Annotated in this window: 11 protein-coding genes; 1 reads left to right on the top strand and 10 read right to left on the bottom strand. The window is 45.5% G+C overall.

Going from position 1 to position 25,035, the window contains the following annotated elements; all coding sequences use genetic code 11:
- Positions 1–94: 94 nt before the first annotated feature.
- On the top strand, positions 95–253 hold the full coding sequence (locus QFZ77_RS23540) for a hypothetical protein (protein ID WP_307443098.1): 159 nt from the start codon (positions 95–97) through the stop codon (positions 251–253).
- Positions 254–502: 249 nt separating this feature from the next.
- Here QFZ77_RS23540 and QFZ77_RS23535 read toward each other — a convergent pair whose 3' ends face one another.
- The 10 genes from QFZ77_RS23535 to QFZ77_RS23495 form a co-directional block, all read right to left on the bottom strand.
- On the bottom strand, positions 503–2,071 hold the full coding sequence (locus QFZ77_RS23535) for an FMN-binding glutamate synthase family protein (RefSeq protein WP_307443096.1): 1,569 nt from the start codon (positions 2,069–2,071) through the stop codon (positions 503–505).
- A gap of 435 nt (positions 2,072–2,506) precedes the next feature.
- Complete coding sequence (locus QFZ77_RS37955) at positions 2,507–2,623, bottom strand: Spo0E family sporulation regulatory protein-aspartic acid phosphatase (RefSeq protein WP_373462762.1); 117 nt, start codon at positions 2,621–2,623, stop codon at positions 2,507–2,509.
- A gap of 452 nt (positions 2,624–3,075) precedes the next feature.
- On the bottom strand, positions 3,076–4,848 hold the full coding sequence (locus QFZ77_RS23530; protein ID WP_307443095.1) for a sensor histidine kinase: 1,773 nt from the start codon (positions 4,846–4,848) through the stop codon (positions 3,076–3,078).
- A 149-nt stretch (positions 4,849–4,997) separates the two neighbouring features.
- Positions 4,998–5,879 carry a carbohydrate ABC transporter permease gene (locus QFZ77_RS23525; RefSeq protein WP_307443093.1) on the bottom strand — a complete coding sequence of 294 codons (882 nt, stop codon included), beginning with the start codon at positions 5,877–5,879 and terminating at the stop codon, positions 4,998–5,000.
- Positions 5,876–6,787, bottom strand: a complete 912-nt coding sequence (locus QFZ77_RS23520; RefSeq protein WP_307443092.1) for a carbohydrate ABC transporter permease — start codon at positions 6,785–6,787, stop codon at positions 5,876–5,878. The genes QFZ77_RS23525 and QFZ77_RS23520 overlap by 4 nt, the downstream gene beginning before the upstream one ends.
- A gap of 195 nt (positions 6,788–6,982) precedes the next feature.
- Positions 6,983–8,404, bottom strand: coding sequence for an ABC transporter substrate-binding protein (locus QFZ77_RS23515; RefSeq protein WP_307443091.1), 1,422 nt, complete (start codon positions 8,402–8,404; stop codon positions 6,983–6,985).
- A 111-nt stretch (positions 8,405–8,515) separates the two neighbouring features.
- Complete coding sequence (locus QFZ77_RS23510; RefSeq protein ID WP_307443090.1) at positions 8,516–9,838, bottom strand: response regulator; 1,323 nt, start codon at positions 9,836–9,838, stop codon at positions 8,516–8,518.
- Positions 9,839–10,067: 229 nt separating this feature from the next.
- The gene (locus QFZ77_RS23505; RefSeq protein WP_307443088.1) at positions 10,068–13,976 is read right to left on the bottom strand and encodes a discoidin domain-containing protein; all 3,909 of its coding nucleotides are present in this window, start codon (positions 13,974–13,976) and stop codon (positions 10,068–10,070) included.
- Between the two features lie 397 nt (positions 13,977–14,373).
- On the bottom strand, positions 14,374–17,964 hold the full coding sequence (locus QFZ77_RS23500) for a galactose-binding domain-containing protein (protein WP_307443086.1): 3,591 nt from the start codon (positions 17,962–17,964) through the stop codon (positions 14,374–14,376).
- Between the two features lie 328 nt (positions 17,965–18,292).
- Positions 18,293–24,751 (bottom strand): S-layer homology domain-containing protein, encoded by a 6,459-nt coding sequence (locus QFZ77_RS23495; protein WP_307443084.1) that lies wholly within the window; start codon positions 24,749–24,751, stop codon positions 18,293–18,295.
- Between the last annotated feature and the right edge of the window lie 284 nt (positions 24,752–25,035).

Genomic DNA, 25,035 nt, shown 5'->3' with positions numbered 1-25,035 from the left:
ACAGCTATTATAACTGAAATATCAGTTATAATAGAAAATGGCATGGTATCGTTTATTGAGACCATGAATGTCAAAAAAATGGGGGTTTGAAGTGTTGAAAAATCATATACGCATAAATGGAAAATTGCTTCAAACCAACAAAAAGTTTTCCGCTTTAAAGTTGAAACAAAAAGAGTGGATCGCTTCCTTACTCAGAAGTAAAACGATCTCTCTGATGCTCGAGCATCAACGACAAACAACAGGCGTTATCTGAGAATAATTTTCTATCCAAATGAAAATGGGAAACTACCTTCAACAATCCGATTGTCGATCGGTAAGGCAGCTTTCATTTTGTTCAAATACTATTATACTCGTTAATACAGCAAGGCTGTCGACGTGACCGGCAGCCTGACTTAATTTATTGTCCTATTGTTTCCGTTAGTTGAATACCTTAAGGTCATGAAATCATTTCGATCTATCTATCCAATCCTACCCGTAAGCAGTGCTGCAATGCAGCAGCTAATCAGGATTCTGGATAAGGAAACAAATCAACGATTCGCACGGATTGACCGCTTTCGTTTGTAAACACTACATGTTCTCGCCTAAATCCACGTGGGCTTTCCAAGCCACAGGCCGCAGCAAGAGAGAATAAGCCTTCCCTCAGTTGAAGAATGTAGTTCATTACCCGCCATTGCTTTTCCTCTGGCGCCAGAGCAGCCTGATACTTGGAATCAGTAGTTGTAATGCCGGTCGGGCACTTTCCGGTATGGCACTGCATTGCCATGATGCAGCCATTAGCCATCATAAAGCCGCGAGCAGAGTTGACACAGTCGGCGCCCAATGCTAGTGCAATTGCAACTTTATCAGGCGTTATGAGTTTACCGGAAGCGAAAATTTTGAAACGGTCGCGCACGCCGAATTTTCTAGCTATATCGTCGAGGATGAGCAAAGCGGAAAAGAGCGGTAATCCCATGCCATCCGCCATCGCTTTAAAAGTCGCTCCAGAACCACCCTCAGAACCGTCTACGGTAATGAAATCCGGATAGATATCCAATTCGATCATAGAATGGAAAAACGGTTCTAGTCGCTTCGGATCGCCAACGACGATTTTGATGCCCACCGGTTTACCTCCCTCTTCTTGGAGGGTGCTTATGAAACGGAGCGCTTCCATCGGATTGGTTAGAAATTCAAACCGATTCGGTGAATTCACCGTTTTACCAACAGGCACTAAGCGAGCTGCTGCGACTTTCTCGGTTACCTTTGAACCTTCGAGGTGACCGCCACGTATTTTGGCGCCCTGATGGAACTTCAATTCAAAAGCCTTTATATTTTGGACCTTAGCTCTGTGCTTGTATTCTTCTATTGAGAACTGGCCACTACCATCTCGGAAGCCAAACATGCCAGGCCCAATTTGCGAAATGACATCGACCCCCGAGGCAAGATGTACATCCGCAACCCCGCCTTCACCTGTATTGATCCATGAGCCGCCAGCCATACATGCGCCGCTCCCTGTGGACTGAATATAATGCTCGCCGACTGCTCCGTAGGATGTGGCCGAAGCGCCGAACATTCCCTTGAGCCTCCAAGGGTTTTTGCGGTTTCCGCCTACTACAATGACATCATCATCATCCAGCAACCAAGGTTTTACTTGTTCTTCTACGAATTTTTCCTTCCGAGTAAAAAGCCCCTCGTCGGTAATTACATATTTTTTTCCGGGTATCATCCTATTATTATCCACCCTAAGCTCACTAGTTAATTTCGGAAACATGGCATTTGACAAATAGAAACCGGGCTTCTCATAATCGCGCCTACCGCCGAATGAGATGAGATCTGTTCTGTATTTCGCTGCATACACAATACCGACAAAATCGGCTCGCGAGAAAGGCTTCCCTTCCGTATCGTTGTCAAACCAGTATTGGCGGAACTCGGGCCCGAGCTTTTCAAGCAAGTAGCGCAACCAACCAAGGAACGGGTGGGATCGGATGATAGAATGCTTTGGTTTTTTGGATAAAGCATACATATAACTAAAAAAAATGAGGGGTGGCAAAATAACGATAGCAATCAAAATGACCATCAGTACAATATGTACCATTTAGAAAAACCTCCAAGTCGCTAAAAGTGAACCGTATTTAGTATTCCATCTTATTCCAACTTTAAGCCAACATGATAGTATTGGTTAGCTACGTAAATTTCTGCCCGTTAGCGGAATAGGCCACCGAATTTATTACCGGCAGACCTGCTAGATCTTGTTATGAAGCTATCGTTCTTCGTTAGCGTAGTTCAAAACATTAAAGAAGCTCTGTCGTATATTTTCGATTCGGTATAGTTGTTTTTAACAAAATCAATTCAATACCAGTGTATATTCATTGATTAAAATGTCTGTCCTTTAAATTTAATCCAATTGAAATTCCATTTTTTTGTAATTCACCTTATTATATCATCTATAATAATGAAAAAAGCTACCCTTTTACGGATAGCTTTCCTTATTCATTTTACCATCAATACTATATGTAGCTAGTTCTCAACACTAACTAATTAACTTCAGTTGGACTTTTATCAGTATAAGCTTTTGATAAAGTAAAATGTATCTATCCAAGAGCTGACTAACTGATATGACTTTTTCATGTGTTAGACTTCCATTTATAAATGCTTGATTAAATCATTTCAAAGCGTAATGATTCAATTTTTTCTTGAAGAATTGATTCCATCGTATCATTCTCCATTCTATGTTATATTTCGTAAGTTGATACCTCTAATTAATATTTTAACTCAAAAATATTAGGAAAATATTAGTAATTTGTTTAAAATAATATTATTTCACCTGATCCATTCACAACGAAGGAAGCTAGTTTGCCCCAGCCATTAGATCAATATAAATAAGTAAGGTAGAAGCCACTCCTACTCCTCAACAAAAATAAGGAATATCCTAATTTGGACATTCCTTCGCATACTTAGCTATCGTTTCCGTTAGCTCAATGAACTGACTTTTATTTTTGTTACGGGTCACCATAATGTATCTAAGCACAAAGTACAGTTTGAACACTTAGTTACGCCTCTAGCTTATCGGAAGAAATGGCAGCGCCCCAGATAATGGAGCTATTTCAATTCATTCTCGTCAAGTACAGCCGGGAGCTCGATCCAAGCTCGTACACCTTGATCTTTTCTAAGGCTGTAATGTAAACCGTAGTTTTCGCCGAAATGCAGTTGAATCCGCTTCTGAACATTAATAATTCCGAAGCCTCGATTATTTTCCTTCCCCTGCAGGATACCATTCATCATCTCGATATCCACCTGGCGATAACCGTTATCTTCTACACTGATGATGACATTATCATCCGCGCTTTTTACCGAAATCCATAATTCCCCATCCTGGCTCATGTTCTTAATCCCGTGCAGAATCGCATTCTCAATAATCGGCTGAAGAACGACCTTCGGCATGACAAATCGCTTCGCTCCCTCTTCAATATCCCAATGGACTTGAAAGGCATATTCATAGCGGAATAGCTGCAAGCGAACATAAGCTTCCGCGTGATTGATTTCCTCCATAACCGGAATTAAAAGCTTCCCTTTGCTAAGCCCAATTCGCATAATTAGCGATAAATCCTTGATCATTTCAGCAGACTCTGCTGCCCCTTCCATTAGCGTATGCCAATATACAGATTCCAAGGTGTTGTAGAGCAAGTGCGGATTAATTTGTGTATGAAGAATAGATAATTCAATCTCCTTATGCCTCAGTTCGAGTTCATATTGGTCATAAATCGTTTGATTCAAGCGATCAGTCATGCGTATAAAATGATTATTGAGTAAAACAATCTCATTTTTGCTATCCGAGTGTAAGGAAATAGCTAAGGGTCTACCTGGATGATAAGAATTCGTGATGCGGGCTAATCGAGAGATCGGTTTCAAGATCGACTGGATAAAGTATATACTCGCCAAAATCAAAATAAAGAAATAAATAACCATGATCCAATCAACCAATCGCTGCACACTAATATGATCGATAATAATCGACTGAACAGGAACTCGCATGAGCAATTTCGTTTTCGAATATTCACTTGTATGAAGAACGCACATGAACTCAAGATCAGCCTGTTTCAGCTTATAAACCCCTTCTACTTGATTAGCCGGAACATGTACCGAGGATCCGATCTCAAAATTGGTTGTATTCGTCGCGAGCACCATATTGTCTTGGTTTAACAACATCAATTCCGCATCCGCATACTTGTCAAAAGGTGAAAAATCCAACTGTAGAGGTGTCTCAATGCCAGATACAACTAAATAACCAATCACACTTTCCCCGTTATAAATGCTATTTAATTGGCGCATATAGGCAACGGTTTGTAAATTATTAGGGTTGTATCCGAATTTATCAATAACACGAATAACCCCCTCCCCCTTGGCCTGACTTACTTCCTTATACCAAGAGAGCGCATTCAAGTCTGTTGAATAAAAAATACCATTGTTCAGAAGATCCGGATTGGGGACGAACGAATACTGCTTATCTGTATCCGAAAAAAACATCGAATATCGCACCGCACTCGTCGAATAGTTGTTCAAATATTTATCAAGAGCTTTAAAGATTTCAAATCGTTCATACTCCGATGAGGACGGGATGCTTGCAAGCTGTTGGATTTCCTGAGATATCATGATTTTCTCTGTCTTTTCCTCGAAATCACTGCTCTCTCTGTCTAGTGTCAAATGACTTCCTCGCACTAACTGGAGCAGCGCGTTCCCTACTTGCTCTTCTGTAATGGACTCCAGCTTCTTGGCTACAAACAAATCCAATACCAATATCGGGATGACGACGAATAAGATGAGCAATACGATCAACTTTTTCATCAAATTCATATTACGCAGCATTTTTCGCATGCCGACATTCCTTCCTTTCAAGCCGTATCCTCGGAGATTATTACTCCTAGCCGTCTCATTGCACACTTAGCTTCGCTATAACGGTCGCAATCTCCTTTAAGCAAAAGAAAACGCCTTCAGAATAAGCATTCTGAGGGGCGTTCTTTGACCTAACCTTTGACACTGGAAACGGTTAACCCACGTATGATAAATTTTTGGAAAATGAGAAAAAAAGCAACCGGCGGCAGCATCGCCAATGTCAAGATAGCAAACCGTACACTCCACGGAATAACCGAGGTTGAGTACACCACATACCGATAAATCCCTGTGGCAAGCGGGTACATCTCCTTTTCTGTCATCACAATACTAGGCCAGTAGAACTCGTTCCATGTTGTCGAAAAGGACAGAATCAGCAGAGTCCCAATAATGGGAGTTGAAAGTGGGACAGCAATTTTAATGAATGAATTGAATTCACTCGCCCCATCGATTCTCGCTGCCTCCAGAATTTCTTTGTGAATGCCATCGAAGAAGTTTTTGAGCAGAAGCATGAAATAAGCATTCGCTGCAGCCGGCAGCCAGAAGGCCCAGTACGTATTGATCATGCCCAAGCTTTTCAGGTTCATAAAGTTAGGAACGATATAGGTGGCTGGCGGTATCAACAGAGTCGCTAAGAAAAAGAGCGTCACCCATCTCTTGAACGGTACCCTCAAATGTGACAACGCGTAGGCAGCTAAACCAATTAGGAGCAGCGAGCATACGACATTTCCCATGTAGATGAATATCGTATTCTTCAAGAAAGTCAGTAATGGCAAATCGAACCCGTTCCACGCATCATTGTAATTGGTCCAAATCCAGCTTTTCGGAAAAAAGGTCGGCGGAAAGGCAAAGAATTCCTCACGTGTTTTGAGTGAACCAAAAAAGGTATTGAAAAACGGGTATAACGTCGTAATGCCAATGACGATCATCAGCAGCACCATGAGGGTGTAACCGGCTTTCACAGCGCCTTTTTTCATATCATATGGCGAAATAATGCCACGTTCATCTCGCTTCATGCCTTCTCACCTCTACGCTGCAGCAGATTGTAAAGCACAGACAGTAAGATTAAAACGAAAAACATTAAGCTGCCCATTGCACTCGCTTTCCCAAAATCAAGATCACGGAACGCCGTATGATTCATCCACAGCAGGTACGTTAGCGTCGCATTATTTGGTCCCCCGTCGGTCATCGATAATTGTGCTTGAAAGCCCTGTGAAGTCGTGATCAACTGCAAGAGAAGCAGAAGCAGCATCAATGTCTTGATACTTGGCAAGGTGATATGGCGGATACGCTGCCAGACACTGGCGCCATCAATCTCAGCCGCTTCGTAAATGTCCCTAGGAATACCTACGACAGCAGCGATATAGATGAGAGTGGCCGCGCCAAAGCTTTGCCACGTTTCTAGCAGAACAATAGAACCCATGGCCATCTTTGGACTGAAGAACTCCACTTTTGGAATACCGAGCGTTTGTAAAAGGCTGTTAATTGGGCCCACGGCATCAAAAAACCACTGCCACATCCCATAGAGAACGATAGCCGGAACGGCACTTGGCAAATAGCCAATAATGCGGGCTGCCCCCTGAAACCATTTCAATTCGGAGACGACGATTGCGATAAGCGGCGGTACCCAGAAACCGACTAGGACGCCTAAGCCCATATAGTACAACGTATTTTTAATCGAGGTGAGCAGCAGTCCATCTTGAAAAATACTTAAATAGTTAGCCAAGCCAATGAAATGATTGCCATCAACAAAATCAATATTGTAAAAGCTGTAGAAAATCCCTTTAAAAATCGGCACCCATAAAAATACTATAAATAACACGATTTCTGGAAGGACAAACAGCGTCCCCCACAAATACCAGTTGATTTTCTTCTTCACCGTACTACTCGCTACGACAGGTCGAACACTCAATTCTGCATCCATGTTGAACACTCCTTAAAGTTTTCGTTAGAAAACTTACTTCGAAAGCATACGCCAAAATAAACGGCTACGCCGTCCTCTTAGGACCAGTGCGTTTATCCAGAAATATAGTCGACTTATCGTGTGAAACATATAAATTCTATATTTTTATAAAATCAGACCTAAACCGTTAAACGGCTTAGATCCGATGTTCCGGTGCTATTCGACTTTCACTTTGTCAAATACTTCCGTTTGCACTTTATTCGATGCATCAACCAACGTCTTTTTCAAATCAACATCTTTGGTTGTGAACACTTTTTGGATCACATTAGCCATCTCGGTATAATATTTCTGTGCTTCATACTGTGCTTCAGGCTTACCATCCCATAGGCTCAGCAATTGTGGATCGTATTTAAATACGTTGTCATATTTGGCCAGTAAATCGGTATACTTTTTGCCGAAATCAGAGGAATCCTTCCAGTAGTTAATCGGTTGTGGAATGTAGACACGGTTTTTCCCTTTACGGTCTTCGATTTCTTTTTTCGTGGAATTTAAGAAATCGTCTGTGAAGTACTCATCCGTAATCCATTTGAAAGCAACTTGCTGTTGTTCCTTGTCACTCTTCGGATTGATAACACGATAGTTACCGCCAAGAACGCCCGTATGCTTGCCGCCTTTCGTGATCGAAGGCATTGGATATACGACCATATCCTCTTTGCTAATACCGCCTTCATTGATCGCAGCATCTGCCGCGTTGCCGCTTCCGCACATCACCATCGCACCGCGTCCTTGAGAGAAAGCGCTCAATGCGTCGCCATAACCTAAGGCCCAGTTCTGAGGAATTAAGTTCTCGTCTTTTAGCTTTTTATAAAATTCAAGCGCTTTCACACCAGCATCCGAATTGAACACGCTTACTACTTTACCGTTATCGAGCTTCTGTACATCGCCGCCAGCTGCGTAAAGGAAATTCGTCCAGTTCCAGCCTGCTTCCGGTCCTTTACCCATAGGAATAAAGCCCGCGATGCCTTTGGCCGGATCATTAATCTTTCTCGCTGCCGTTAACAGATCGTCCCACGTCCAATCCATTGGAGGCAGCTCGACACCTTTATCTTTGAAAAGCTTCTTGTTTAGCGTAATGGTCATCACGTAACCGTCGATGGGAACTCCATACGTTTTACCATTCACCACAAACGGTTTGGAAAGAAGATCATTCATGTCCTTAGCATGTTCCCAGGCATTGATCGAATCGGTAATATCAGCGACCCATTTCTTGTCGACGAGCACTTTACCTTCTGTTGCATACGTCGTATATTCGGTTGGCGCGCTATTCGAAGCCATTTTGATCCCAATTTCCAACGGGTTGTACTGCCAGTCGTCTTTCTTGAAATCAACATTCGGGGTTTTCGCCTTAAAGCGGCTGATCCGCTGGTCAAGCTGGTCATTCTTTTCCTTCTGGTCAGGCTTGAAGCCTTGGGCTGTAATTGTCACTTTTTTGGCTGCAGGCGTTGCTGTTGCTGCTGCTGTTTCCTTTGCTGAGGCGGGACTGCTTGTTGTGCTAGTCGTGGTACTGTTCGTACCACATCCTGCGAGTAAAACGGTCAATGCAATCGCACTGATGGCTGAAGCCTTTTTAGCTTTCATGTTTGGTTCCCCTTTCGAATCGTTTCATCAAATGTTAGTTCCTACACTTTCGATTATAAAGGGAACCGCCAAGAGCGACGATGTGTCCTGTTACGCTAATCATGTCGCATCTTACGGACCCGTATGTTTTAACTCCGAAATATTCAACCCGAAATGTTTTTTAAAAATTTTACTGAAATGCTCTGGTGATTCGTAACCGATTTCCTCCGAAATTTCGTACCTGCGTTTGTCCGTGGTCAGAATCAATTGCTTCCCTTTTTCCATACGAAGCTTGGTCACATAGTCCCAAATGTTGACTCCCATCACTTTTTTAAACAAATAACTCAAATAATTAGGGCTTAAATGCACAGCATCGGCGATATCTTGAAGCTTCAGGCCTTTATCACAGAAGTGTCCTTCAATATAGGTTTTTGTCTCATAAACAATTCGGTTATTAGCCTCGTCAACCTGCGTGTTTGTTAAATTCTGCTCGTTCGTCGTTTTGCCAATATCCTCAATGTAGAACATATGATGCCCTTTGTGTGTTTCGCTCCAAGCCAAGCTTTCCAGAGCTTCTTGATAGATAACAGGCAGCTGTGTGATACCCTCCCGAATGCGGCTGATCCCAATCTGACATTTGACATTGACGTATTTCTGCAAATTCGTGTGACTCATCTGGGCGACCATCAACAATTGATTAATGCTCTGAGAACCCCTAATCTCCTCTTCAGGAATTTGCAGCAGCAAGGAGAAAGTAGAATTATGCGTATTAAAAACAAGATGACACCACTGATTCACGGTCTCCTCAATAATATTCAAAGCGGCGTACTTCAGAAGACTACGGTCCTTCAGCGTCGATATTTCCTGATCATGAATGCCGCCTCGATCTAGGGATAATTTGATCACTAACATGCTGTAATGCGTACCCCTCATTCGGGTTCCAAGCTTCTCCATAATGGCAGGTACCTCGGATTCATGGACCGTTCCGGTGACAAGCTCATTCAAGTAATAATTCATCTCGAGCGACGTATGCTCTGACAGGGTTCGGCTGCTCTCCCAATTCGAGAAATGCCGCTGCTTCTCTTTCTTCTCCCCCAGCAACTTAGCTGCTACCGAAATGAGATGAGGCGACGTTATCGGCTTGACCAAATATTCCTTGGCTCCGAAACGGATCGCCTTCTGTGCGTACTCAAACTCGCCATGGGCGGATAAAATGACGATTGGAATCGTAGGATCTTTCATGAATATATTTTCAATTAATTCAATACCGTTCATCTTTTCCATCTGTATATCCGTAAAAACAAGATCGATTTTCTCCAAATGTATAAAATCCAACGCTTCAAAACCGTTATATGCGATAAACACCTCAGCGATGTCCAGATTCGACTGTTTCAATATGGTAGCCACGCCTTTACAAATCATCGGCTCGTCATCTACAACCAAAATATTAACCATGCGGCCACCTCACTATCCTTTTATGCATCAATACCATTTTATTGTACAACAAATGGCAATTAACATGTGTTTTATTACGGTTATTGTGTCTTATGTTCCGAATTGTGAGGATAAACAATTTAAACAGCCTATCTCCCCTACTTGTCCATTAAGCTGGCTCGGACTTAAGTGGATTACAAAGGCGAGGAGTTTTAATGACCTCCTCGCCGCCGACAAACATGAATTTGACTTATTTAATTGTTAAATTAAAACCGGTCTGAATGAAGTAGAGACTAGGATAAGCAATATTCTTGGTCGTCAATCCAGTAAACGTTGCAGAACCATTATTCGTGTACGTATAGATAGCAGCACCTTTATGTTGTCCTGCAAAGCGTGAAGTTGTCACCCCATCGAGACCAGTACCGTCAATAGTAACGTTATTAAAGTTGATATTCTGGAATCCACCACTATAACCAAATTGAACTGCATCACGTTGCGTATTAAGAATAGTAACGTTGGAGACAGTCAGATTTTGTATAGGATCCGAGGAAGCTTCTAGATCGATCGCACCACGTTCCCCATTGTAAAGATCTTGACTAGTACCCGTGTTAATTAGGGTATTATCCGAGAACACGATACCGGTGTTGTTTTGGAAATGGTAACCCGGGAATACAGTGTTCATTCGGAAACCGGAACCACCAACAGTATCTACAATTAAGTTGTTAGTAGCTTTGTGTCCGCTTCCTCCGAAGAATGCAATAGCACCTGCGCGCCAGTTATTCTCAATTGTGTTGAAGGTGAAGGTATCATTTACACCCATTACAGCGCCATTGGTGTTATCTGTCCAAACAGCGAGAGCATCATCGCCGTTATTGCGCAAGCTTGAATTGCGTACTGTTGAGTTGCTCGTTCCTTGACAGAAGTTAATGCCGTCGGCAAGATTGTTTCTGACACGGCTGTTTTCAATCAGCAGACCATCGGCATGAATAGCTGGCGTGTGAGCATAATCGGCTACCCAGAAACCACACTCAAAGTGTTCTTCCCAGATGTCGTGAATTCTGGAGTTTGTCCCGAAGTTATCCATAAATGCTTTGTATATGGCATTTTGGTTATAACGCGAACGGAGATTCGAGTTCATATATACGTTACTGAAATCAAGTTGACCGCTGATACGGAACGAGATGCCGCCGCCAGCCGCATTTGAATTCGTAAATAGGATGTTTGTAAACCAAATGCCTGCACCCGTAATCGTTAGGTTATTAATCATGTTGCTGGCAGTACCGATCTGCCACATGCTGCTAAGATGGAACGTTCCTTCTGGAATGTACAACGTTTTTCCAGATGAAACAGCTGCACTGACAGCAGAGTTAAAAGCTGCAAGATCATCTAGTCCATCGTTCGGAACGGCACCGTAATCGGTTACAGAGACCGAGTTAGCCGGACGTGCAATAGCGGTAGGAATTGCCTCAATTTCGAGGAAGTCAACGCCATATTCTAAGCTGTCTCCATTGTTCTTCTGTATACGGATCGTATCTCCTTGGTGGAGGGCTGTATCCAGTTTAAAGTGCACTTCATCAAAACGGAAAAGCGGACGTCCACCGCCAGGCGCATCTGCAGGCTGGTCACTGGAGAAATATTGCCAGCTATAGTAGGATGTCAACGAAACGGTTTTGGTTTTAACGCCGTTTACATAAACGTCAAGCGAACCGTTCAATCCCATGCCGTTACTCGAATCTGGCATCGTAAATCTCATGGTTACACCTGCTCCGCCTTCCCCCTGTCTGATTACCCATTGCGCATAGGAGCCGTTCGAAGGAAGAGCTACATAGCTTTGACCAGAAGCTTCAGATGCGGTAAGCGATTGATCAAATGTAGGTGCGGACTTTACATTGGCACCACCACCGATGGATGCATCCTGCGTATCATATCGGGTATATGGCATGCTCGCACCACGTGCAGCATAGACAACAAGGCTTGTAGTGCTAGTGTTGTTTGCTTGTTTCATACTTACTTCATTCGCATCGGCTGCAACCGTTGCAACTACCGTGAAACTGCCATTTACTGCGGTCCATGTACCAGTAAGGGCTACATTAACGGATGCTCCCGCTGCGATGGCACCGCTATAAGAGCCAGTAAATGTTTGAATGGCTGAACCAGAAGAATTTTGAAGAGCTACGGTGACGTTATGAGCCCCGTTTGCTGAAGCTATGTTGCCTTGGTTTTTCAGATTTACAGTAAAGGATACGATATTGCCGGCTACTGGATTACTTGGTGCCGATGAAGCGGTACCTACTAAATCGGAGCTTGGAACCGCATTTACAACCAAATTGGAGCTGCTTGTGTAGCTGTTATTGCTTTCATTCAGCTCAAAAACGGCATTCTCCTCGTCCACTTTCGCTGTCGGTGTGTAGCTGCCTGCCACTTGGGCTGCGATGTTTACTAACACGTTAGCCGTTGCACCTGCTGCTAAAGCTGCTACTGGGGCATATCCGACTTTCGTCGTGCCTACGTAAAAGTTAACGGTTGTCGCCGTTGAGGAGGCGGTGCCGATATTTTTCACAACAGCGTTAAGTGTAATGGCGTCGGTTTCAATTGGCGAATTCGGCGTCCAAGTCAGGCCAGTGATCGTCAGGTCTGGATTCGGAGCTGGGGTACCAATGACTTCAAACTCGGCAACTTGAGCGCCCGGCGCACCGGAGTTCGCCGTGATTTTCAATTGTACGTCGCTGACTATCGCTGTCACCGGAATTGTAAGGACGTTGCCGGAAGACGGATTAAACGTGTATGTAGCGGGAGAAACAAGCGTCGTGAATGCCGTGCTGCCTTGCGCTTTTCCCAACACTTCGATCGTTTGCGTACGCGTTGCCCACACCGGGTCTGGGTTCAGCTTGACAGCAACAGACGAGATGGAAGCATTTGCGCCCAAGCTAACGGCAAGCGTAGCCGGATAAGCACCGGAACCACTCTCCCAGTATGTAGTGGCACTGCCGTCATTCGCATTTGTTGCGATAAATGTTTGCGTGCTTGACGATGCTGTGATCGTTTTGCCCACAGCGAGGTTGGTGCCGCTTGCGACACTGCCGTTACGCGTTACTGTATTGCTTGCGGCAGAGACATTGCCTGCTGCATCCTTCGCTATAACGTAGTAACTGACCGTGGCCGTATCCGGTTGGTTATCGGTGTAAGTCAGCACATTTGCAGCTACAGTAGTGCGGAGACTGCCATTCGCGTAGATGTCGTAGCCGGTTACGCCGACGTTATCCGTTGAAGCGTTCCACGTCAATTTAATTTGACCAGAAGCAGGCGTCGTGTACGCCAAATTTGTTGGTGCAGTCGGCGCCTGTGTATCGGAGTTGACTACGCCATTACGCGTTACTGTATTGCTTGCGGCAGAAACATTACCTGCTGCATCCATCGCTATAACGTAGTAGCTAACCGTGGCTGTATCCGGTTGGTTATCCGTGTAAGTCAGTACATTGCCAGCTACACTTCCGCGCAGACTGCCATTCGCGTAGATGTCGTAGCCGGTTACGCCGACGTTATCCGTTGAAGCGTTCCACGTCAATTTAATTTGACCAGAAGCAGGCGTCGTATACGCCAAATTTGCTGGTGCAGTCGGCGCCTGTGTATCCCCAGTCGCAGCTCCGTATACTTCAAATTCGGAAAGCTGCGCAGCAGGCCAGCCTGTATTGGCGGTGACTGTCAATTTGACATATCGGGCAGAAGCTGCCGTGAAATTAATGGTCACAATGTTGTTGCTTGTAGGATTAAATGTATAGCTAGCTGAGCCTGTGAGATTGGTATATGTAGAATCATTCAAGCTACCGAGTACGGAAAGCGTTTGGGTCCGCGTTCCCCAGCCTACAGGAAGCTTCAGCACGACCTGATTGACGGAATACGTGCTTCCCAAGTCTACGCGAATCGATTGGGGAAATGCATTATTCGTGCTTTCCCAGTATGTGGCTTGATTGCCGTCATTGACGTTAGTCGCCACATAGACATCGTTATAGCCAGTAGCGGTGACTGGTTTGCCTGCCGATAGATTCGTGGCTGCAAGAGCAGCTGGCACTGCTATTCCTAACTGAGCGAACAATACCGCCAAAATAAGAGCGAAAAGCATAATTCTTGAATTATGAACTCGATTGAACTGCAACTTCATTAAAATTAAACCTCCTAATTAGTAAACATGTAAAATTTGCAGGTACCTGTTACAAAAAAATGAAAGCGCTTCCCACTCCTTCAGCGATTAGATTGAGGCCGCTTAATTACTAACCTCCACCTCCTATCCTAGCGACGGCTGATATCTTAATCATAACAAACAAGTGAACGAGAGCACGATGTGCTTCCTTACTTAGTTCGTGTGCAAAATTACGAAATTCATACAATTTAAGGAAGATTTCTTTATATTGTAACACGTCAATAACGATCACTAACGCTTAACCAAGCAGGCTGTTTCGTTCACACATTGGTGCACATCTTGAACGGGGCGCGATGGCTGAACAAAAACAGCTTACTCGGTTATCCGAGTAAGCTGTTTTTCGATTAATTAAGCCACATCACCAGTTGTTGCCGGCAACTCTATTGACCGTAAAGTTCGGGCTCAATGATTCACCATAGATAGCTGTAACACCAGGATTATTGATTTTTACATTAGTAAAGCTTGCCGCACCGACAACCGGTCCTTGGCCTTGCTCCGCTCTAGCAACAAGCTTGATGCCGTAGCGGGTCGGATTATTGATGTTGACGTTCTCTATGCGAACGTTTTGCATTGCAAGCGCATTCGGATACATATTCTGGAACATCAGCCCGAAATACACTGAGTTGTTGATGTCGACATTTTTGACCACGATATTCTTGAATGCACGATCACCGACATAGAACCAGATTGCTCCGAAGTTCTGGTAATCGTTGATCTTGTCGTCTGCTCCTACACTGGTCCAGAAATCTCCGCCTGTACGGTCCAGAGTGATGCCGTCGAATACGGTATCCACGTCACCAAAGCCCAAGGTATTGTAACCAAAGCTCAAGCTGCTGATCGTTAGACCCGGATACGTCAACGTATCTGCGCCGTAGAGGTTCTGGAACAAGTTATCCGAACCGCCGTACGCCGCAAAAGCAGCCGCACGTCTTACAGTAACCGCGGTAAGGTTAGTGAACTTGTTGCCTACATTATACGATCCACCGGCATCAACCGCACTGAACTCTGCGAAGGAATCGTCGCCGGTTGCCCTCGCGTAGTTGTTGTCGACTATGTTGTTGTTGGAACTGTTGGTCATGTTGATTCCGTCTGCAAATGTGTTTTTAATCCGGTTGTTTTTGAACGTATTGTTAGAAGCGCCAACTCCCCAATACAAGCAGACGAAGTGCTCCGCCCAGATGTTTTGAATCGTTACGTTTTGCATGCCATTACCATCGATGAATTTACCAGGTCCATCCACTCTGTACTGATAGTTACCCCAAGCGGATAAGTCTCTGATGGTTGAGCCATTCGCGGTCGCAGCAATATTAAAGCCAACATCTGTGTTGGATTGATCCTGTGGTGCCGTCAGCTTTGTATACCATGGGCCCGCGCCGATGATTTCAGTTGCGCGTCCGTAAATGAAGATTTTGCTATTGATTGTCCAAAAGCCAGCTGGTATGAAGATCCCTTTCTTTGTTGTATCTTGTCTAAATTCATTCAATGCTTGATCGATCGATTTCGATGCCGTAACCTGGACGTATTTACTCGGATCGGGGTTGGAAGCAGCCGGAGCGACGTTTTCCGTTTCGATCATGTCTACGTAGATCCAAGAAACGTCACCGGCATCCTTCTGGATTTTGATCTTCGTTCCTGCCGGATAGACTTGGTCAAGCATCAGTTGGGAATCTTCATAGAGCCAGTAAGCTTTCGTACCCGAATTATCATAACCGAGTCGACCAAGCGTAGTAGGCGTAGCATACAAGTAAGAGAACTTAGAGGATACGCTGAATTTGCCTTTACTTACACCATCGGCATAAATACTGACGGTTCCCGTCGTATTTTCAGCAACGGCATTACGCAGAACAAAAGCGTTGGCCGGTGAGGTCAGCGTAAACTCGACATATTCGCCATTTGTGTCCAGATAAACCGCCGATCGTCCGGAGGCTTCACCGGCAAAGTCGCCAGGTGTAAAGTTCGGAACCAATCTCGTTCCGTTTGTGGCATTGGAAGGCAATTCCGCTTCAATAACGGTAAAAGGCATATTAGCGCCACGTCCCGAATAAAGGTTTGTCACACTTGTGTTGTTTGCTTGTTTGATGCTTACTTCGTTAGCATCGATCGCAACCGTCGTGGTTATTGTGTAGCTGCCATTAACAGCTATCCAAGTTCCCATATTCACATTGACGGATGCTCCCGCTGCGATGGCACCGCTATAGGATCCAGTAAATGTTTGAATGATTGCACCAGCAGAGTTCTTAAGAACTAAGGTCAGGGCATTAGCGCCGCTCGCAGAAGCGATGTTGCCTTGGTTTTTCAGATTTACAGTAAAGGATACATTATTGCCGGCTACTGGATTACTTGGTGCCGATGAAGCGGTACCTACCAAATCAGAGCTCGGAACCGTATTAACAACCAAGTTGGAGCTGCTTGTGTAGCTGTTATTGCTTTCATTCAGCTCGATGAGGGCATTCTCCTCGTCCACTTTCACTGTCGGTGTGTAGCTGCCTGCCGTTTGGGCTGCGATGTTCACCGACACGGTAGCCGTTGCACCTACAGCTAAAGCTGCTACTGGGGCATATCCGACTTTCGTCGTGCCTACGTAAAAGTTAACGGTTGTCGCCGTTGAGGAGGCGGTGCCGATATTTTTCACAACAGCGTTAAGTGTAATGGCGTCGGTTTCAATTGGCGAATTCGGCGTCCAAGTCAGGCCGGTGATCGTCAGGTCTGGATTCGGAGCTGGGGTACCAATGACTTCAAACTCGGCAACTTGAGCGCCCGGCGCACCGGAGTTCGCCGTGATTTTCAATTGTACGTCGCTGACTATCGCTGTCACCGGAATTGTAAGGACGTTGCCGGAAGACGGATTAAACGTGTATGTAGCGGGAGAAACAAGCGTCGTGAATGCCGTGCTGCCTTGCGCTTTTCCCAACACTTCGATCGTTTGCGTACGCGTTGCCCACACCGGGTCTGGGTTCAGCTTGACAGCAACAGACGAGATGGAAGCATTTGCGCCCAAGCTAACGGCAAGCGTAGCCGGATAAGCACCGGAACCACTCTCCCAGTATGTAGTGGCACTGCCGTCATTCGCATTTGTTGCGATAAATGTTTGCGTGCTTGACGATGCTGTGATCGTTTTGCCCACAGCGAGGTTGGTGCCGCTTGCGACACTGCCGTTACGCGTTACTGTATTGCTTGCGGCAGAGACATTGCCTGCTGCATCCTTCGCTATAACGTAGTAACTGACCGTGGCCGTATCCGGTTGGTTATCGGTGTAAGTCAGCACATTTCCAGCTACACTTCCGCGCAGACTGCCATTTGCATAGATGTCGTAGCCGGTTACGCCGACGTTGTCCGTTGAAGCATTCCATGTCAGTTTGACTTGACCAGAAGCAGGCGTCGTATACGCCAAATTTGCTGGTGCAGTCGGCGCCTGTGTATCCCCAGTCGCGGCTCCGTATACTTCAAATTCGGAAAGCTGCGCAGCAGGCCAGCCTGTATTGGCGGTGACTGTCAATTTGACATATCGGGCAGAAGCTGCCGTGAAATTAATGGTCACATTGTTGTTGCTTGTAGGATTAAATGTATAGCTAGCTGAGCCTGTGAGATTGGTATATGTAGAATCATTCAAGCTACCGAGTACGGAAAGCGTTTGGGTCCGCGTTCCCCAGCCGACAGGAAGCTTCAGCACGACCTGATTGACGGAATACGTGCTTCCCAAGTCTACGCGAATCGATTGGGGAAATGCATTATTCGTGCTTTCCCAGTATGTGGCTTGATTGCCGTCGTTGACGTTAGTCGCCACATAGACATCGTTATAGCCAGTAGCGGTGACTGGTTTGCCTGCCGATAGATTCGTGGCTGCAAGAGCAGCTGGCACTGCTATTCCTAACTGAGCGAACAATACCGCCAAAATAAGAGCGACAAGCATAATTCTTGAATTATGAACTCGATTGAACTGCAACTTCATTAAAATTAAACCTCCTAATTTAGTAAACATGTAAAATTTGCAGGTACCTGTCACAAAAAATGAAAGCGCTCCCCACTCCTTCAGCGATTAGATTGAGGCCGCTTAATTACTAACCTCCACCTCCTATCCTAGCGACGGCCGCTATCTTAATCATAACAAACATGTGAATGAGCGTACTATGTGCATCCTTACTGGGTTTGTGTGTGAAATTACGCATTTCATACAATTTCAGGAAGAATTATTTCATTGCAATAATTATTTCATGAATGGTATAACGAGAAGACCTCTCAGCAAGTGAGAGGTCTTCTTTTCTTTCGTCTGAGCCTACTTATTTATTCATTAAATTCGCGTCTTGCAGCAGTCGATGCAGCAGAACCGCCGCTTCCGCACGCGTTGCCAGCGCCTGTGGCGCGAGTGACGAATCACTTTGGCCTTGCATCAAGCCACGAGCGACGATATCTTGCATAGCGTCTTTGGCCCATTCGCTTATCCATACACGATCTGCGAATACACGCAACACATCTGCATGTGTTACAACTGGATTCGTATCCGCAAGCTTCAGTGCCCGCTCGATCATAACGGCAATTTCTTCACGCGTAATGGCCCGATCAGGATGGAAATTGCCAGTATCATCGCCTTCGATAAGTCTATACTCAGCCGCTGTAGAAGTGGCATAAGCAAACCAATCGTGAGTGTTGATGTCGTGGAAAGCAGATGGCTTCGGCTGTGATACGCTTGCAGCAAGCCCCAGCGCACGCACCAGCATAGCCGCGAACTCTGCTCTAGTCACCTGATCGTCCGGTGCAAAGGAGGAGTCCGATTTTCCGTTTACGATCAGCTTTGAGGCCAGCAATTCGACCTCCGATTCCGCCCAGTGTCCGGTAAGATCAGCAAACGTTTTGTTAAGGAGTACGACGGTATAGATACTATTCGTCGTGCTTTTGATCGTTACAACTGTTTTACCGTCCACGATGGAGAACAAAGCAGGAACATATTGGAACTCGTCAGTTTCCGGATGATAGACAAGAGCTGTTGCCGATGAGGCGTCTACCGCACCTTCAACGGTCAACGTTCTGGTAACATAGATGTGACCAAAATGATTAAGTACTAGGGTCTGGTCACCAGCGATCAATGTAACCTCAAAGCTAACTGGTGAATCCAGCAGTTTCCCGCCGAGCTGGGCAGCCTGCGTTTCGACCTTGCTCCTTTGATCGCCATCCTGCTTCACGATGCTCACTTTCAGCGTAGCTTTTGAAAGATCTACACCGCTTATGCCTTGCGCAGTAAGCAACTTCCCAATATCGGCAGGAAGTGCAAAGCTTGCATTCAAATGTTGAATGATAAGTTGCGCATCTGGCATCGCAGTCACGAGTTTCACCAATGAGGATACTGGCAGTTGGAACTCAGCTGCGTTATCTATTAATTCGCTTTGAATGCGGATCACGGGTTGATTATTTTTGATAAAATCCGCAATCTGCTGATCAGTGATCTGAACGATTGGCACATCCAAGCTATTGCTTGTCGTGCCAGATGGTCCACTTGTAGGATTTACAGTTGGCATGCTTGGTTCGACTTTCGTGCTCGCAAAACCTTTGCCTGTTTCGTTAACAACAAAACCCGCACCGGCATTATTGGCTACATCTTGGATTTTGGCGTTGCGGATAATTACATTATCAAAGCTTGCAGAACCTGCAACGGTATTTGCGACTTCCAAACCGGTTGTACCTGCACCATCGATCACATTATTCTTAAATGTAACTTGGTTTACAGGTGATGTTCCTTGGATGGAAATGCCTTGGTACATACTGTCGAGCGCAATGTTATCGCTAATTAGGACAGGGCTTGCAATCGGTTTCGTATCGGCATAAACCCAGATTGCGCCAATATTCAGATTAAGGCCAGCATCCCGGCTTCCTGTTCGAACCAGTGTGTTGCGCTGAACAAGCGTCGTTCCGTCAAGAGGCGTAACCGGACTGAACCTTGTGGAGACAGTGATTCCCCCGCCGAGACCGATTGTATCTTTGAGCACGTTATCTGTCATCTTGTTATCCTTACCGCCGAAAACAACCATATTGTTGGACAGCCATGGCAGTTGGACAGTGTCGAAGCGGAACGTATTTTTGTCCGTGTAATCGCCTGGATAACCTTCGTTCAAAGTCGACCACATGGCTAGACCGTCGTCCCCGGCGTAGCGGACGTTCGTCTCTTCGACCATACTGTTTTTCGTGTTCGTGCTGAAGTTCATACCGTCCGCCATCAAGTTGCGGATTCGCAGACCGCCGACATAGAAACCATCTGTGTATTGATCCTTGCTGACGCCAAAATCACCTCTCGGACGCGCAATCCACATTCCCGTTTTCGTATGCTCAATCCAAACGCTCTGGATCGTGGAGCCTGTTCCAAATGCGCCTTCAAACCCATTCGTATGTGCGTCGTCATTACGGATGTTCAACTCGCCGTCAATAGCCAAGTCATACACGCGAATGTTATTTCCGTTTCCGAAAAATTTAGCTCCTTTCAGATTCGTGTACCACATGCCAGCGCCGCGAATGGTTACGTCGTTAAGAAGGAACACATGCTGCATCGTTTCCTGACTGACATTTACCCCAGGATCCGATCCGCTGCCATTGGATAATTCAAAATCTCCCACAGGGAACCAAACTCCCTTATGCTGCAAGCTTGCTGCTGCCAAAGCATCCTTGAATGCTTGTGAATCGTCCTGACCATCGTTCGGAACCGCTCCGAAATCCGTGACTGAAACGAATCCGGCTGGCATTGTATAAGCAGTGTCAGGAGCTTGCTCCATTTCAGCAAAATCAATGAAATACGAAGACGCGGTGCTATTTGCATCCACTTGCAACTTGATCGTCGCTCCCGCATCCACATTGCTGATCCGTGTATGAATTTCGTCAAAGAAGCGGTGTGCGCTGCCCTGCTTGTGATCATTCGACCAAGGATAGTTGCCATATTCCCAAGCATATTTAGAAGTCAAATCCAGATCTTTAACTTTCGTACCGTTCACATAAAGTCCTATCTTCGCGTTCATGCCGGTTCCGTCCGCATTGTCAGGAATGGAGTAACGCAATACGAGTGAGTTGGCTTTATGTGCGGCCTGGAATTGCACAAACTGACCGACTTGATCCATCTTCACCGCTTGCTTACCTGATGCTTCATTAGCCAACTCATGGTACGTGCGCGATGGACCAACGATTATGCCGTTCGTTTCTCCCTGTTCGGCTTCATAAGTTGTATAGCTTTCAATAGCGCCTCTGTAAGCTTTGTTTACTGCTTGATGAACGATCAAAGAATCAATTGCAACATGGCCGCTATCCCCAGCTGCGAATTCGAAGGATACAGAGTTGAATCCTGCGCGAAGCGGAAGATTCACTTGAACGGCTTGCCAGCCGTTTCCTTTGGCAAAAGTCAGTTGCTGCGTTTGGATGCCATTAACAAGTAAGCTTAACGTTTGATCGGCAGCCGATGTATTCGCGTACTGAATTGTCGCTGCATACGTTTTAGCTTCTTGCGCGTTCACAGCGACAATCGCTCTTGCACCTGCAGCCACGAAATGATCTGCGTACCTGCTGCCGGAATAACCCGCCAGATTTGAGCCAGACTGAACGCCGCCGCTAAGGAATGCGTTTTCCAGTTCGTACACGGCATCTCCAAGAACAGGTTCTAAAGACCAAAGCGCTGAATCTTTCGATTGAACAGTTGTTCCTTGCTTAACGGCCCCATCTTGAGCAAAAAGACGCTGTCCAGTGACGGAACTGACAATTTGTTTATAGCCCAACACGTCATTGATATTCCACTGCGCTGATCGCATACTGCTATCGCTATTGGAGCTGGCCACTTGATTGTCTACAAGAGATTCGAGCATATGTCCGGTCGCGCGATTTTTCAGTGCTTGATGTCCATTCACTTGCTGGACCAGCCATTCGCTGCTTGCTTGCAATTCATTTTGACTGCCAAGTAAAACTAATCCCGATTGTTCATATACATATTGACCCGATTGTTTATTACCAATACGAACATAGTTGGTATCGTCAATAACCGGCGTTGTCGTGTATACATTTCTAGTTTCGGAATTATTTGGAGTCTTAAGCGTACCCGTTGCAGACTCAAAGGTCCATTCCAGCTTTTTCTCCGAATCTCCTTGCAGGACATAAAGACCTCGTTCTGGATAACCAGCTCCATTCACCGTATTCAGGTATTCATCGTTAAATGAACCATTATTGCTGCGTATACGGAATTTACCTGTTCCAGTAACGTCCTCGATTACCCACTGCGACGCTTGGTTATCGATGGATGCAGCCGTGTCCTGCATGTAAGCGTACGTATCGTTCATTGTCATATAACCGCCGGTAGCTGCATTTTTGATGCGCTGAATGCCGCCCGCGAATTCGATGGTCCAATACGAATAGGCGTTGTCCGCGTCTGGCGTTCCGTAAAGGATAGCTCCTCTGCTATTTTCGTACAAATACTGGCTTTTATCTGAACTTTTGATACGCACTGGGCCAGTCGGAAGCTCTGCTGTTATTCGTACAGGTTCTACAGCGAATAGTGCGCTATCATCGTTTGCTTTTAATTTACTAATTTTGACGCCGTTTGTTCCGACTTCATCGTAAATGAAATGCGCGTTGCTCCAACCGCTTTTTAGAATAACATAACCAGGTGTATTTGAGTCTAGTAGCACCCAGTTAGCGCTGCCCCACGTAGAGTAAATCGTTTCGTACAACATCAGGTTCTCAGGCGGATTGTCCTTTTCAATGTCAGGTACGACATTTTCCAAAGCAAGGCCGTAACCGCTCTTCGCATTCTTGAGATAAACTTGCGTCGAGTTATTTTGGGAGACACTGACGACCCAAACAGAAGAAAGATCAGATGACGGGAGATCTCCGTATTTCATGTTATGATCGGCGTCTTCGTAAAGGTATTGGCCTGTTTGTTTGTTCTTAAAACGCGCCGTCATCGGCAGTGTGCTGTCCGAAACCGGAACAAACCTCCAGTTTTTGCTTCCCCATGTAGCAAGAATTTCACTGTATTCCGCGTATTTATTCAGATTTTGCACATTGATGAACTTCTGTTGATTAGGTTGCTGATTCGGATCATTTACACTATGGATTTGCTTCGTATCTCCGGTAGTTTCAATAACCCAAATCGCGCTGGTCCACGAATCTTCGACAGTTGTCACCTTCAAGTGTCCGTCCACAGGATTTTGAATATTGATGTAATGGCCTGTGGCGCGGTTTTTGATCCGTTTGCGACCAGCGAACTTCTCAATTAGCCATTGCCCGCGTTGATTGTCCGATTTCACATTGCCATATTTCACATTGCTATCGGTATCTTCATACAAGGCCAAAGAGGTCCATGTATTCACGATTTGCACGTACTGATTCACGCCGGCTACCACCGATGGATCTTCAAAAAGCCATTGAACCTCGTCCGTATTCGGATTTGCCACGCTGGATTGGGCAAAACCAAGACCATTCGTTACATGGATATAAGTCCCCGCATATACAGCGCTTTGCACCGTTACATAATCGTCGTACATCAATGAATTGCTGATCTGCCACTGATCGTCTCCAGAGCCATTCGGCTGGTGCAGGCTTTGCAGCGGATCACCGGGTTGTAAAATATTTTCCATACTGATATAGTTGCCGGTGTCGAGATTGCGAATTCGTTTCTTGCCGTTATAATCTTCAACAATCCACTGATACACATTCCCTGTCACGGTTCCAGATGGAATCGGCCCATATTTCACCGTGTCTTGATCCTCATACAAATATTTGTCACTCACCTGCTGAGAAGTGAAATTGGCGATACGGACAGGCTTTACATCTGCCGCCATCTCGATTTTCCACTGAGCATTATCTCGCGTGGGTATCGACCAATTGTTGGAACGGGCGAACGTATCATCGAATTGGCTGTTCAGCACATAGGTCTGGCTTCCGGCTTCAATATCATCAGTATCTCCTGGAAGCCGGTCGGTTCCTTTTGCGAATACGTTTGTAAAGGTTACCCATCCATCGGCTATACCTACTGCCATGGTCCATTCATTTTTAGTTGTACCGGTAAACGGAAGACTTTTTATTTTATCCCAGAATGTACCTTGTGTAATGTAGTGACCTGTGGCCCGGTTCTTTAAACGCACTGTTGTTGACCCGTCGCCATTAGCTGCCACCTGTTCAATGAACCAGTGTGAGTTCGTATCGTCCATGGGCACTTTGCCGAATTCGATAAGACCGTCTTTATCCTCGTACAAGTATTGTCCTGCGCGATACTGATTGACGATTCGAACAGGACTCTCATCGCTGGCAGTCTCTAATTGCCACTGTGGACTTTCCCAGGTAGCCCCGATATCGGAGCTCACTTGACCGTAGCCAAGCTGGTCTTCCTCGTGGATGAACAGGTTTTGTGTTAGATCCTTCACGCTGCGAATCGTCACATAGCCAGCCCGGCTAGCATCCTGAATGAGCCATTGGTCATTAGCTGAACTGCTACCTATTGCATCGCCAGTCAAAGCATCAGATCGCTTGGTCACATGGTTAACGGTGATGTAATGACCCGTCTGCATGTTCTTGATTCGTTTAAAACCAGTGCCATCTGGTGCATCTTCCAGCAGCCATTTCGCTGATTGATCCGCTGCGCTCGTATAACCGTAGCGGACAACACCAGACGAATCTTCGTATAGATAATTGCCCTTCCACTTGTTTTTTGATCCGAACGACCGAACCGCCAGCAGTGTTTGACGAGTCTGTAACACTCGGTCCGCTTGACGGAACATTCGCATAGGCCATCGTTTGAAACGGCAGTACTAACAGAATGGCCAGCAGAATCATCAAATTTCGTCTAAATAAACGTATCACCCTTGACATTCCTCCAATTGAAATAGAAATAGCTTCCTCTTCCAAGTATATGAATGCGCTTTCATACTAGCAATGTGTAATATTATGGTAATCATGTCCAAATTTACTTGCCTACAAAAAAGCATCCGTTTCTCATCAATATTTAATGAGAGCGGATGCATAAGTAATCTTCCTATTTTCAATTGCTGAAGCAAAAGCAATA

Origin of the sequence: Paenibacillus sp. V4I3 (genome assembly GCF_030817215.1) — a bacterium.
Lineage (GTDB): Bacteria > Bacillota > Bacilli > Paenibacillales > NBRC-103111 > Paenibacillus_E.
This window is presented reverse-complemented; position numbering and strand designations above follow the sequence as displayed.